Annotated in this window: 12 protein-coding genes and 3 pseudogenes; all 15 read left to right on the top strand. The window is 55.7% G+C overall.

Going from position 1 to position 12,348, the window contains the following annotated elements; genetic code table 11:
- Window positions 1–26: 26 nt before the first annotated feature.
- The 15 genes and pseudogenes from ACQ86N_RS28290 to ACQ86N_RS28220 all read left to right on the top strand — a co-directional run bounded on the left by ACQ86N_RS28290 (window position 27) and on the right by ACQ86N_RS28220 (window position 11,987).
- A complete protein-coding gene (locus ACQ86N_RS28290; protein WP_431217632.1) occupies window positions 27–347 on the top strand; it encodes a glycoside hydrolase family 97 C-terminal domain-containing protein in 321 nt (106 codons plus the stop codon).
- A 72-nt stretch (window positions 348–419) separates the two neighbouring features.
- Entirely contained in the window at window positions 420–617 is a 198-nt protein-coding gene (locus tag ACQ86N_RS28285) for a hypothetical protein (RefSeq protein WP_431209974.1), read from the top strand.
- 13 nt (window positions 618–630) lie between these two features.
- The gene (locus tag ACQ86N_RS28280) at window positions 631–3,558 is read left to right on the top strand and encodes a TIM-barrel domain-containing protein (protein WP_431209973.1); all 2,928 of its coding nucleotides are present in this window, start codon (window positions 631–633) and stop codon (window positions 3,556–3,558) included.
- Window positions 3,494–4,977, top strand: a pseudogene (locus ACQ86N_RS28275) (glycosyl hydrolase family 95 catalytic domain-containing protein); the annotation flags it as partial. The gene ACQ86N_RS28280 and the pseudogene ACQ86N_RS28275, both read left to right, overlap by 65 nt.
- A complete protein-coding gene (locus tag ACQ86N_RS28270) occupies window positions 4,957–5,292 on the top strand; it encodes a glycoside hydrolase family 95-like protein (protein ID WP_431217631.1) in 336 nt (111 codons plus the stop codon). The pseudogene ACQ86N_RS28275 and the gene ACQ86N_RS28270, both read left to right, overlap by 21 nt.
- 12 nt (window positions 5,293–5,304) lie before the next feature.
- Window positions 5,305–5,721 (top strand): glycoside hydrolase N-terminal domain-containing protein, encoded by a 417-nt coding sequence (locus ACQ86N_RS28265; RefSeq protein ID WP_431209972.1) that lies wholly within the window; start codon window positions 5,305–5,307, stop codon window positions 5,719–5,721.
- A gap of 2 nt (window positions 5,722–5,723) precedes the next feature.
- A pseudogene (locus ACQ86N_RS28260) lies at window positions 5,724–7,332 on the top strand (glycosyl hydrolase family 95 catalytic domain-containing protein); the annotation flags it as partial.
- A gap of 54 nt (window positions 7,333–7,386) precedes the next feature.
- The gene (locus ACQ86N_RS28255; RefSeq protein WP_431217630.1) at window positions 7,387–7,635 is read left to right on the top strand and encodes a glycoside hydrolase family 95-like protein; all 249 of its coding nucleotides are present in this window, start codon (window positions 7,387–7,389) and stop codon (window positions 7,633–7,635) included.
- Window positions 7,636–7,783: 148 nt separating this feature from the next.
- A complete protein-coding gene (locus ACQ86N_RS28250) occupies window positions 7,784–8,293 on the top strand; it encodes a ligand-binding sensor domain-containing protein (protein ID WP_431209971.1) in 510 nt (169 codons plus the stop codon).
- Entirely contained in the window at window positions 8,254–8,640 is a 387-nt protein-coding gene (locus tag ACQ86N_RS28245; RefSeq protein WP_431209970.1) for a two-component regulator propeller domain-containing protein, read from the top strand. Before ACQ86N_RS28250 ends, ACQ86N_RS28245 begins: the two co-directional genes overlap by 40 nt.
- A pseudogene (locus ACQ86N_RS28240) lies at window positions 8,615–8,800 on the top strand (two-component regulator propeller domain-containing protein); the annotation flags it as partial. The gene ACQ86N_RS28245 and the pseudogene ACQ86N_RS28240, both read left to right, overlap by 26 nt.
- Window positions 8,801–8,883: 83 nt before the next feature.
- The gene (locus tag ACQ86N_RS28235) at window positions 8,884–9,252 is read left to right on the top strand and encodes a two-component regulator propeller domain-containing protein (protein WP_431209969.1); all 369 of its coding nucleotides are present in this window, start codon (window positions 8,884–8,886) and stop codon (window positions 9,250–9,252) included.
- Window positions 9,171–10,589: a ligand-binding sensor domain-containing protein gene (locus tag ACQ86N_RS28230; protein ID WP_431217629.1), complete on the top strand. Its 1,419-nt coding sequence runs from the start codon at window positions 9,171–9,173 to the stop codon at window positions 10,587–10,589. Before ACQ86N_RS28235 ends, ACQ86N_RS28230 begins: the two co-directional genes overlap by 82 nt.
- Window positions 10,576–10,797: a hypothetical protein gene (locus tag ACQ86N_RS28225; RefSeq protein WP_431209968.1), complete on the top strand. Its 222-nt coding sequence runs from the start codon at window positions 10,576–10,578 to the stop codon at window positions 10,795–10,797. The genes ACQ86N_RS28230 and ACQ86N_RS28225 overlap by 14 nt, the downstream gene beginning before the upstream one ends.
- Window positions 10,749–11,987, top strand: a complete 1,239-nt coding sequence (locus ACQ86N_RS28220) for a hybrid sensor histidine kinase/response regulator transcription factor (protein ID WP_431209967.1) — start codon at window positions 10,749–10,751, stop codon at window positions 11,985–11,987. Before ACQ86N_RS28225 ends, ACQ86N_RS28220 begins: the two co-directional genes overlap by 49 nt.
- The last annotated feature ends 361 nt before the right edge of the window (window positions 11,988–12,348 follow it).

The raw sequence follows: 12,348 nt of genomic DNA, 5'->3' as shown, positions 1-12,348 counted from the left end.
TGCCGGATGCGGCGAAGCAGTTCCTGATGAAGGTGCCGAACGCGTGGGATGATATCCGGCTGGTCGACGGGTATCCGGGGCAGGATATCGTCCTTGCCCGCCGCAAGGGAGATGGCTGGTGGCTGGGCGGGTTGAATGGGACGCTGCGCGAGAAAACTAAGAAATTGACCTTTGATTTTCTTCCCGCCGGGATGTCGTACAGGCTGACGCTGATCGCGGATGGGGAGCATGACAAGGCGCTGGTGACGAGCTGGCAGGTGGTGGATCGTACGAGTAAGGTAGAGGTGAGGCTGCTTAGGCGGGGTGGGTTTGCGGCGGAGCTGGAGCCGGTGGTGCTGAAGCCGTAAGGGGGATAAAATAATGAATAATAGTTATGAAAAATAGAAGATGGATCATTTGGCTATTCGGGCTGCTGCCGTGTGTGGGGATGGGGCAGCGTTACGAGTGGGTATTCGGTCAAAAAGGACAGGCTGGAGATCCGGCTGGATCAGGGGCTGCTCGATATTCAGCCGTTGACGGCGAAGGCTATCCGTGTGACGTGGATGAAGGGGTGCCCCGCGGCCCGATTCCGACCTGATCTTTATTCATCGTCCGGCGGCGCCGGCTTTTGGTTTTAGGGAGACGAGCGCCGTGTTGCGGCTGAGCACGGATTCGTTGACGATAGATTATGATAAAGGATCCGGAGCCATTGAATACCGGTCTTTAGACGGCCGGGTCTTTTTAAGGGAAAAGGGGGGAAGCCGCCGGTTGTCGGCGGACACGGTAATGGGGCAGCGCTGTTATGTGGCTGAGCAGGGTTTTGAGTCGCCGGCGGACGAGTATCTTTTTGGGCTGGGGCAATTCCAGGATGGGAATTTCAACCTGAGGAATGTGAGTCGCCAGCTGATACAGGTGAATACGCAGATCGCCATACCGTTGGTCTATTCCAGCAAGGGGTACGGATTATTGTGGCATCAGTATGGAAAGACGGAATTCAATCCGGCGGACAGTGTGGTGCGACTGGTTAAACAGGATTCTGTATCCGGATCGGGGCGTGAAGCAGAGGTGACCACGACGTCCGGCACGCAGCGGATATCACAGCGGCAGGCGCTGTATAGCGGGCGTTTTTCATTGAATAAGGCGGGTGAATACGGTATGATGCTGGATCTGGGCAATATGGATAACCGGCACCTGCTGATCATCGACGGTGTAGCGGTGGTCGATGAATCGAATCTTTGGCTGCCGCCCGCGGTGGGAAAGACTGTGCGTCTGGCGGCGGGTGAGCATACTGTTCAGGTGGTTTGCCGTGCCGGGAATATACCGAAGCTGTCCTGGCGGGCGGCTGGAGATGAAACGAGTTTCAGGTCGCCCAATGCGCGCTGTCTGGATTATGTCGTTTTTGCCGGTGGTGATGCGGACGGGGTGATCGCGGAATACCGGAATTTGTCGGGAAATGTTCCATTGCTGCCACTGTGGGCGTTTGGATTCTGGCAGTGCCGGGAGCGATATACTTCGGGAGAGCATCTGGTGAGGACGGTAGAGGAGTTCCGAAAAAGGCGGTTACCCGTGGACGTGATCGTGCAGGACTGGCAGTATTGGGGCAAGTATGGCTGGGGTGTTCCCAAATTCGATGAGGACCACTATCCCGATCCGGATCATTTTATCGGGCAATTGCATGGGCTGAATGCACATTTTGTGGTCTCGGTATGGGAGAACCTGGACAAGAAATCGGAGGTCGCAAGGCCTTATATAGCGAAGAACCTGTATCTGCCTAACAGTCCATGGATCGATATTTTCAATCCTGAGACGCGGGCGACGCACTGGGCGGCGCTGAACGAAAATTTATTCCGGCATGGGGTCGATGGGTGGTGGATGGATGCGACGGAGCCGGAGAACGACGCCTTAAAGGGGAAGGCAACGTACCTCGGGCCGGGCGAATTTTACCGGCTGAGCTATCCATTGTTCGTAAGCAGGGCTGTGTATGAAGGCCAGCGGGCGGCGGATCCTTCGAAGCGGGTTTGTATCCTTACGCGATCGGCGTTTGCCGGTCAGCAGCGATACGGGACGATCAACTGGTCGGGGGATATCGGAGCGACGTGGGATGCTTACCGCCGGCAGATAGTGGCAGGGTTGGATTATATGATGACGGGGATGCCCTGGTGGACAACGGATATCGGCGGTTTTTTCAGGCCCGGGAAGGGGCAATACACGGACCCGGCGTACCGGGAGCTGCTGACCCGGTGGTTCCAGTGGGGGGCTTTGAATCCTGTCTTCAGGATACATGGCTACCAGACGGAGACGGAACCCTGGAACTACGGCGATACGGTTATGGAGAATATGCGGACGGTGCTGGACCTGAGATATAGACTGATGCCGTATATCTACAGTACGGCGTGGCAGGTATCCCGGCATGGGTCGACGATGATGCGGCCGCTGGTGATGGATTTCGGAGCCGACTCTGTTGCCTGCGGGCAGCGGTATGAATTCCTGTTTGGCAAGGCGTTGCTGGCCGCGCCGGTGACGGAGCCAGGGGTGCGGCGGGAGAGGGTATACCTGCCCGGCAGTGCGGGTTGGTATGACTTCTGGTCGGGTAAGCCTGTTGGCGGGGGCTGGGTGGATGCGGAGGCGCCGGCGGAGCGAATGCCCATATTTGCGAGGGCGGGCTCGATACTGCCGATCGGGCCGGTATTGCAGTCGACGGCGGAGGCGAAGGGAGACAGTCTGGAGATCAGAGTTTACACCGGGGCGGACGGTTCATTTACTTTGTATTCCGACAAAGGGGATGGATATGGGTACGAGAAAGGAGAACACCAGGAGATACCCTTCCGGTGGGATGATCGCCGGCGTGTGCTTCTTATCGGGGCTGCGACGGGGAGTTTTGCGGGGGCGTTGAAGGAACGCGTATTACGGGTGGTTTGGATAGGAGGGAGAGGGGAGGAGACGCGTACGGTGCGGTATGCCGGAAAGGAGATGAGGGTGGCCGCATCAGACAAGCGGGACGACGGCATGGTGATGTGGTATCGCCGGCCTGCGGAAAAGTGGCTGGAGGCGATGCCTGTCGGGAATGGATATATGGGTGCGATGGTTTTTGGCGGTACGGCAGAGGAAAGAATTGCGTTAAATGAATCCACGTTCTGGTCGGGGCGTCCGCATGATTATAATGACCCCAATGCGGTGAACTATTTCCCGCAGATCCGGCGGCTGGTCGCTGACGGAAAATTTCAGGATGCCGAGAAATTGGTCGATGAGCATTTCCTGGGGATTCCGGGTGCGCAGCAGGCTTATCAGCCGATCGGCGATCTCGGCTTGTCGTTCGATGGCGCCGAAAAGGTGGAAGACTACCGGCGGGAGTTGGATATGGAAACGGGCGTTGTCAAAATAAAATACCGCATCGGGGAGGTAGTTTTTTCGCGGGAGGTATTTATGTCGTATCCGGACCACGTCATGGTGGTTCATCTCACGGCGAGCAGGCCGGGCAGTATCTCGGTGAGGGGCGGGTTTCAGGAGTCCCTATATGGGCAGGATTACCGCAACATCTGCTGCATTGGCAATGGATGGGGTATGGAAGTCCGGAAATAAAAAGAACTGGCTTATTGCGGATGTCAGTGGTCCGGGGATGCGTTTTCGATCCGCATTGCAATGCCGGGCAGCCGGGGGAAAAACTATCGCGGGCGATTCGACTCTGCTGATCAGGGGGGCCGATGAAGTCACCTTTGTGCTGGCGATCGCAACCAGTTATGTCAGTCATAAGAACATCGACGGTGACCCCGGCGCTAAATGTGCAGGAATATTGGGGGCTGTATCGGGTAAAAGCTACGCGGTGTTGCGCCAGAGGCATATTGCTGATTTTCGCGGACTGATGGGACGGGTGCATCTGAATGTCGGGGACAATTCTTTAAACAGCAGGCCGACGGACGAGCGCCTTGCGGCAGTACGAAGGTCGCCCGATAAGGACTATGCGGCGCTGTCGGCTGTAGACAGCATGCGGGCGCCCGCAGCGGACCCCAACCTGGAAGCGCTGACCTTTCAGTTCGGGCGCTATATTCTGGCATCGAGCAGCCGGGCGGGCGGACAGCCGGCCAATCTTCAGGGAATATGGGATGAGGAAGTGTACCCGAACTGGGGCAGCAAGTACACTATCAATATCAATTTAGAGATGAATTACTGGCCCGTCGAGGTATGTAATCTGCGGGAGTGCCATCAGCCATTGTTTGACCTGCTGGAGGGGCTTTCCGTAAATGGCGCTGAGACGGCCAAAAATACTACAATCTCCATGGCTGGGTCGCGCATCACAATACCGACCTGTGGCTCGGTACGGCTCCGGTCGATGCCGCCCGTTTTGGTATGTGGCCGATGGGCGGCGCCTGGCTTTGTCAGGATCTGTGGGAGCACTACGCTTTTACGGGGGACAAGGCTTTTTTAAAAAAATATTATCCTATACTGCGGGGGGCGGCCCGATTCCTTCTGGAATTAATGATTGTCGATCCGAAACATGGCTGGCTGGTCACTCCGTTGTCCATGTCGCCGGAACATGGATACTATGACAGCAGCGGAAAATTGGCTTTTTTATCCCCGTCTCCGACAATGGATATCGCCATTATCCGGGAGCTGTTCCCGCATTGTATAGCGGCGGGTAAGGAACTGGGGATAGACGAAGACTTTCGCAAGAGACTGGAGGCGGCGCTCACAAAGCTTCCGCCCTACCAGACAGGCAGTTCCGGATTTTTACAGGAGTGGATCGAGGACTGGAAGCAGGCGCCGGCGGGGCATAATGTATCGCCGCTCTTTACCTTCTACCCGGGTCGTTCCATCAGGCTGCGCCGGGACTCTTCCCTGGCGGGGGCAATTCGCAAATGGATGGACGTACATCCGGCACCTGGTGGATTTCCGATGGCGTGGGATATAGCCGTGTGGGCGCGTTTGGAACGGGGCGACAAGGTCGGCGAGGAGATCCGGAGGTTTCTTAGCAGCAATTATCTGGGGCCCAATCTGCATAATAAAAGGTCGAATCAGTCAGATGCCAATTTCGGTCTTACGGCCGCGGTTGCGGAGTCGTTACTGCAAAGCCATGACGAGGAGATAAGTCTGTTGCCTGCCTTGTCCTCAGAATGGAAGGACGGTTCCGTCTCGGGTCTTTGTGCGCGGGGCGGATACGAGGTGAGCATGGAATGGAAGGAGGGCCGGTTGCAGTCGGCGGAGATACATAGCCTTAACGGAAGGGCTTTCAGGGTTCGGTATGGGGACAGGACGGCAAAGTTCGTCATCCAACCGGGGAGTACCATTAAACTGGATCATAACCTGGCCGCGTTATGAAGAAGCTTTTTTATGGGGGTTTTTGTCGCCTATGCGGTATTGTCTTATGGGCAGGGTGGGAAACTGAACAGGAACGAAATGTGCTGGTGGTATGACAGGCCTGCTACTAAATACTGGGAGGGTTTGCCGATTGCGACAGGCAGGTTCGCTGCGATGATCGGCGGGAAGACCGGGGAAGAGGATATTGTTTTCAATGACGAGACGTTGTGGTCCGGCGGTCCCTATGATCCGAATAATTCAAACGGACCGCGGATCCTGGCAAACGTGCGGAAACTTATCCTTGGGAAAGATTACGTGAGCGCAAGCGAGGAGGCCATGCAATTGAACAGTATGCCGACCAGCGTGCAGCACTATCAACCCATGGGTGTGCTTACTCTTTTTTTGACGGCGGTGGTCGCGGGCCGGTTGAAAATTATAGGAGAAAGCTGAGTATGGATAGTGCGGTGGTGACAATTACCTACAGGAAAGCCGGGGTTAATTATAGACGGGAGATCTTTGCGAGTTATCCCGACCAGGTGATCGTCATACGCCTTACGGCGGACAGGCCTGGCAGTATCGATATAGAGGCGGGATTCGGCAGTCTGCAGCCCTCGGCTCAAGCGAAAATAGCAGGGGGCGATCTGGTGATGGATGGGAGGAATACCGGGTTGACGGGCGGCGACTATGCGGTTTGTCCTGTCCCGGCAGCGCTGAAATGGTCGGCGCGTCTCAGGCCGGTGATCGATGGCGGAACTGTCAGTTACCGGAGCGATCTTATAAGAGTAAATAAGGCTAACTCGGTAACGCTGCTGCTGGCGGGTGCTACCAGCTGGAAAAGCTGGAATGATGTCTCGGGGGACGAAAGGGGGCGTTGTGATGGTTACATTATGAAAGCCGCGGTCCATAGCTATCGTGAGCTGAAACGGAGGCATTTGGAAGATTATATGCCGTTGTTTGCAAGCTGCGGGCTGGATCTTGGCGGCGGGGCTGCCGGGTTGTTGAGTACTACCGACCGGATGGAGAAGATCAGGGCCGGTACGCCGGATGCGCTGTATGTTGCGCAGTATTTTCAGTACGGCAGGTATCTGATGCTGGCCGGCGCCCGTGAGGGAACCCTGGCATTCAACAACCACAATATGTGGCTGAATAATATGGAGGGACGCTGGCAGGGAAGGTGGACGCTGAATATTAATTTGCAGGAGTGTTACTGGCCGGTGGAAAGCACCGGTCTTGCGCGGCTGAACGAGTCGCTGCTGCTGTTCACGGAGGAGCTGGCGCAGGCGGGAAGGCGAACTGCGAGGGAACTTTATAATTGCCGGGGCTGGGTGGCTCATCACGGTACGGATGTATGGTTCAATACCGCGCCGACCGACCGAAACCATGAGGCTACGATCTGGCCGATGGGGGCGCGTGGCTGATGCAGCAGTTGTATGACCATTATCAGTATAACCCCGATAAAAAATATCTTCGGCGGATCTATCCTTTGCTAAAGGGGGCAGCCGAGTTCTTTCTGGACTATTTGATCACCGATCCGGCCACAGGTGATCTGGTGACCTGTCCGTCCACGAGTCCGGAAAACAGTTGGTTAACGGACGACGGGAAGCCGGCTGCTGTTACCATGGGGTCGACGATGGATAATGAACTGCTGAGGAATTTATTTGGTCACACGATCAGCGCTGCGAGGATTTTGGGGGAAGATGAGGAGTTATGTGCCGAACTGGAGAGTGCGCGAAAAAAATTGCCGCCTTTCAAGATCGGGAGATTCGGACAGCTGCAGGAGTGGATGGAGGATGTCAAAGAGAGCGATACGGGTCATCGTCATATATCGCATCTGTTCGCTTCGTATCCTGATGACGCAATCACTCTTCGCGGAACTCCGGAACTGGCGCAGGCGGTGAGGGTGGTATTGCAGCGGAGGGGGATATCAACAGGGGTTGGTCGGGCGCCTGGAAGATCAATCAGCATGCGAGGCTGGAGGAGGCTGAGGCTGCGTATAAAATTCTGGTGCCGATGCTTACCGATGTCAGCATTCATCCCCGCGCGGAGGACAGCAGGGTCACTCCGTCCTTTGAGGGTAATCAGGGGATACAGGGCGTTACTGCCGGAATTGCCGAAATGCTGATGCAGAGTCACTCGGGAGAAATTTCGTTACTGCCTGCTCTGCCGGCTGAATGGCCAAAAGGGAGCGTTACGGGATTGAGGGGACGCGGGGGGTATACCATCGACATTCGGTGGGATAACGGGCGGTTGATAGAGGCAACGCTGGTTTCAGATGTGACGCAGACCTGCCGGTTGAGGATCAAAGAGAAGCTGAGGGTATTAAAGGTCATTGCTGGAAAGAAGTATAAGATAATTGGAGGGTAATAGTATAAGATAATTGGACGGTGATTTGTCTCAATCGTCTCAAACCTGGCTCATTTTGTCTCATTTTTTTGGATCAGCGCGAGGTGTGTGGTGAACGGGTAGGGAGACTGTGGAAAATAATTAACTTTCCGGAGTGAACCCATACCGTATGCTACGTCCTATTTTTTTGCTGCTCTTAGGTTTCGGATGGATGTGTGGCGCAGTGGCCCAGCCGGAACGTCTCAATTTTACGTCATTGGGCACGAGGGATGGGCTGCTCTCGAATTCGGTCACCGCCATTCTGAAGGACCGTTATGGGTTCATGTGGTTCGCGACCAATGATGGGCTGAACAAGTTCGACGGGAAGAACTTTGTCGTCTACCGGCACAATCCCGCTGACAGTACCAGCCTTAAGTCGAACGAGATACTGGCGCTGCACGAAGATGCGGCCGGCAGTCTATGGGTCGGAACGGGTGGTGGGTCGTTCAGTGAATATGACCGAAAGCGGGACTGCTTTATCAATTTCCCGCGAAAGGGTCTGAGCAATCAAACCATGGTAATGGGACCCACTTGCGTTGATCAGGGGTCTATGCCACGACAGGCAGGGCAGGCTGTGGCTGGCGGAATATGGGGCTCCGTGTGTCCTGGACCCCGAGGTCGGGCCGGCTGGACCGGCTAAACCTGCACCGGTATGCGGCTGACCGGTCGCGGTCGTTCTCTCTCCTTAATATATATGCGGACCATGAGGGGCGGATCTGGGTGGCTACGGATTATGGTCTGTTCAGGTATTTGCCCGCTACCAACTCTTTCCGGCAATACCTGCACAGGGAAGGTGACAGCAGCAGTCTCAGGGACAATGGTGTCCGTGTGATCTGCGAGGACAAGTCGGGCGACCTTTGGATCGGTACGGAGAAGGGCCTGTGCCGGCTGCCGGCGGGGAAGATCGTTTTATCCCTTTCAGGGAGAAGTCGCCGAAGGGGAGTCTGCCGCGAAGGGGACGATCAACGCCATCAATGTAGACAGTGACGGTTATGTGTGGGTGGGCTGCAGCGATGGTCTGATGATCATCGATCCGCGATCGGGTGGTTCGGTGACGTACAGGCCCGCTGAAGGCAATTTGCACAGTCTGACGAGCGAGGGGGTCACCAGTATCTATATCGATCCTGACGGAATTTACTGGGTCGGTACTTTCAGGGGCGGCTTAAATAAGTATGACAAGAATCTCAATCTTTTCGATGGGAAGATGGATGAGGCGTTCCGGGATGGGGGGTGCGCAGCAGTATCGTTACTGCGTTTGCGGAGCAGCCGGACGGCAATTTATGGGTCAGCACCGACGGAGGGGGAGTATACAGTTACGACAGGAAGAATGACCGGCTTCAGCGGCTGCCGTTGGTGGTTGAAGGGGGGACTTCATCGCCGCTGCTGGTGCTTGCCCTGCATCGTACCCGTGGCAATCAGCTGTATGTGGGGGCTTTCAATAAAGGGCTGCTGTTATATGATCCACCGACCGGCCGGGCTCGGAAGGTTTCTCTGAGTGATCGGGACGAGGGGCCGGTATCAATTCTGTTTATTGTATCAGGGAGGATAGGGAAGGGAAGGTTTGGGTGGGCACCAATGGCGCCGGCATCAGTGTACTGAAGGATGGGAAGCTGCGCTTCCGGATGCTTCCAAATCCGGTCAGGCCTTCCGATATCCGGCTGCCGGTCAACGGATTCATCCGCGATATTGCGGAGGATGCGGAAGGGAAGATATGGATCGGCTCGCATGGAGACGGCGTCGCGGTCTATGATCCGCATACGGGTCATTTTAGAGTATATAGCCAGGAGACCGGTGCGCTACCGAGCGACAAGGTCCAGGTCCTTTTTTCAGACAGCAAAGGAAGGATGTGGATGGGCACGTACGGCGGGGGGCTTTGTGTTTATGATAAAGGGAAGGACAAATTTGTCGTCTATTCGGAGAAGGACGGGCTGCAAAACACGAATGTCTATTCGATACTCGAGGATGCCGGTGGGCGCATCTGGGTGAGCACCAACAGCGGTATCAGCAGCCTGGACGTGGAGACGAATGTGTTCCGGAATTTTACCCCGCACAACGGGCTTCAAAACAACAATTTTTGCCATGCCTCTGCCTTGCGGACCTCGGATGGAGAACTGTTTTTCGGAGGTCAGCAGGGTTTCAACTATTTGTATCCTTCGGCTCTTACGACGAACAGAAATGTGCCGGCGGTCGTGCTGACGGATCTGCGGGTGGCGAACAAGTCGGTGGTGCCCGGGGCCGGATCACCTCTGGAGGAGCAGATCGCTGTCGCCAGGAAGGTGGATCTTGCATTTGGGCAAAACTTTGCACTCTCATTTGTTGCGCTGAACTATACCTTACCTGACCAGAACCGTTACGCATACAGGCTGGATGGTTTCGATAAGGACTGGATTGGCTCAGGCAGTCAGAATACGGCGTATTACACCAACCTGGATCCGGGAGATTATGTATTTCGGGTCAAGGCGAGTAATAACGATGGAGTATGGAGCAGGGGGGACACGTCGATACGCATCCATGTGCGGCCTCCTATCTGGCGGACCGTGTATGCGTATATTTTTTATGTGCTGGTCATAGCGGGATTGCTCCTTTACAGTCGTCATATGGGTCTGGCGCGGGTACGCCGGAAATTTGCGATCGAAGAGGAGAGGAGGGAGAACCGTCGTGCGCTGGAACTGGACCGGCTGAAGCTGAAGTTCCTTACGAATCTCAGTCACGAGTTCCGGACCCCTATCGCGTTGATCATGGGGCCGGTCGAGCAGTTGTTGCTGGAATTAAAGGGCACGAGGTCCGAGGACAGGCTCGTGATGGTGAGGCGCAACGGCAGGCGGTTATTGAATCTGGTCAACCAGTTGCTGGACTTCAGGAAGATGGAGGAGCAGGAGTTGAAGTTGCAGCCGTCGCCGGGTGACCTGGTGGCGTTCGTGCGTGAAGCTGGGTAATTCTTTTGACGATCTCGGGCAAAAGAAGAAGATCGATTTTGCGTTTGCAACGAATGTAGCCGGTCTGTCTGTATTTTTTGACCGGGACAAGACCGAGCGGATATTATTCAATCTGTTGTCGAATGCCTTTAAATTCACGCCGGAGGGGGCAGGATCGGGTTGTCGCTGGAAGCCGGCGTTGCCGGGGCGGATGGGCGTCAGCCGGTGACGATCCGCGTTGAAGATACTGGGATTGGCATTCCTGAGGCTGGACGGGAGAGGATATTCGACCGGTTCTTTCAGCATTCGGCGACAGGGGCTATCTTAAATCAGGGAACGGGTATTGGTCTGTCGATAGCCAGAGAGTTTGTGATGATGCATGGAGGGGGCATTCGGGTGGAAAGTGAGCCGGGGCTTGGAAGTATATTTACTGTGACGCTGTTGCTGGCTGTGGCCGGCGAGGCGACCGGAGTGGCGGCCGATGGAGGTGCGGCGGAGGACAGAGTAGTGGCAGGGAGTCCGGCAGAGAGTGATGTGTTAGCAGGCCAGGGTGAGGGTGATGTGGCGACAGGCCAGGGTCAGAGTGATGCGGCGACAGGCCAGGGTGAGGGGGATGGGGGTGAAACGGAAAGCGGGGGGGCGGATGGCGGGCGCGTGAAGCGCAGGGTTTTGTTGGTGGAGGATAATGAGGACTTTCGTTTCTATCTGAAGGACAACCTGCGGAGGTATTATGATGTATTGGAAGCGGAAGATGGGAAGGAGGGGTGGCAGCTTGCGCTGTCCGCCCATCCCGAACTGATCGTGAGCGATATCAGCATGCCGCAAATGGACGGCATCGAGCTGACCAGGAAGCTAAAGGCGGACAAGCGTACCGGCCATATTCCTGTGATCCTTCTAACTGCGCTCACGGAGGATGCGCAGCAGTTGGCGGGATTGGACACGGGCGCCAATGATTATATCACCAAGCCCTTCAACTTCGAGCTGCTGAATGCCCGAATGAGGACGTTGCTCGACTGGAACAGCAAGCTGAGGTCTACGTATACGAAGCAGCTGAAGGTGGTGGTTCCGGCTGTTGGAGGGGAGTCGGGGAACGAAAAGCTAATGCACAGGATAGTGGGTTGTCTGGAGGAACATTTGCAGGATGCACAGTTATCGGTCGAATTCCTGAGCAGGGAGCTGGGAATGAGCCGAAGTTCGTTGTACGGCAAGCTGCTGGAACTGACGGGAGAGACGCCGGTGGAATTCATTCGCTCATTCAGGCTGCAAAAGGCGCTTCAATTGCTGGACAGAGGAGGGCTGTCCATTTCACAGATCGCATATGAAGTAGGATTTACTTCGCCGACCTATTTCACGCGGGCATTCAAGGAGAAGTATGAAGGTGTTGCCTTCCGAGTATGCGGCCGGAGCCGGGAGAAGTAGGCGCCGCGTGTTGAGCGGTCATCCTGTCGGTGACGTGACGTGTCGGTGCGGGCCGGGATGCGGTCGGACCGCGGCCGGCGGCTTTGGGTTGGCGGCCGGATGGGCCAGGCGGCGGCTGGATGGGTGACTGATGGCAGCTGTGCGGGTGACTGACGGCATATATTACGCGCCGGGCGGGTTAAAGACTGATCTTCAATGCTATTTTCAACATTTGTCTGAATCCTTTCAACATTTCTGCGATTGGTTCTGAGGGACAGCATATAGATTCGTGGCTTATTAATTACCAAAATTAGTTTGCCATGTATGAAAAGAATCTTTGCTCCGCCAGGCGCTTTGCCTTTTTTAAAAATGTCAATCTGAC

This window comes from Puia sp. P3, from assembly GCF_050632245.1.
In the GTDB taxonomy this organism is placed as follows: domain Bacteria; phylum Bacteroidota; class Bacteroidia; order Chitinophagales; family Chitinophagaceae; genus Puia.
This window is presented reverse-complemented; position numbering and strand designations above follow the sequence as displayed.

Excerpts from the sequence above, each read along its gene's own strand:
- ACQ86N_RS28265 (WP_431209972.1), top strand. The coding sequence starts at position 5,305 with ATGGGGGTTTTTGTCGCCTATGCGGTATTGTCTTATGGGCAGGGTGGG.
- ACQ86N_RS28255 (WP_431217630.1), top strand. The coding sequence starts at position 7,387 with ATGCTGATGCAGAGTCACTCGGGAGAAATTTCGTTACTGCCTGCTCTG.
- ACQ86N_RS28290 (WP_431217632.1), top strand. The coding sequence starts at position 27 with ATGAAGGTGCCGAACGCGTGGGATGATATCCGGCTGGTCGACGGGTAT.
- ACQ86N_RS28250 (WP_431209971.1), top strand. The coding sequence starts at position 7,784 with ATGCTACGTCCTATTTTTTTGCTGCTCTTAGGTTTCGGATGGATGTGT.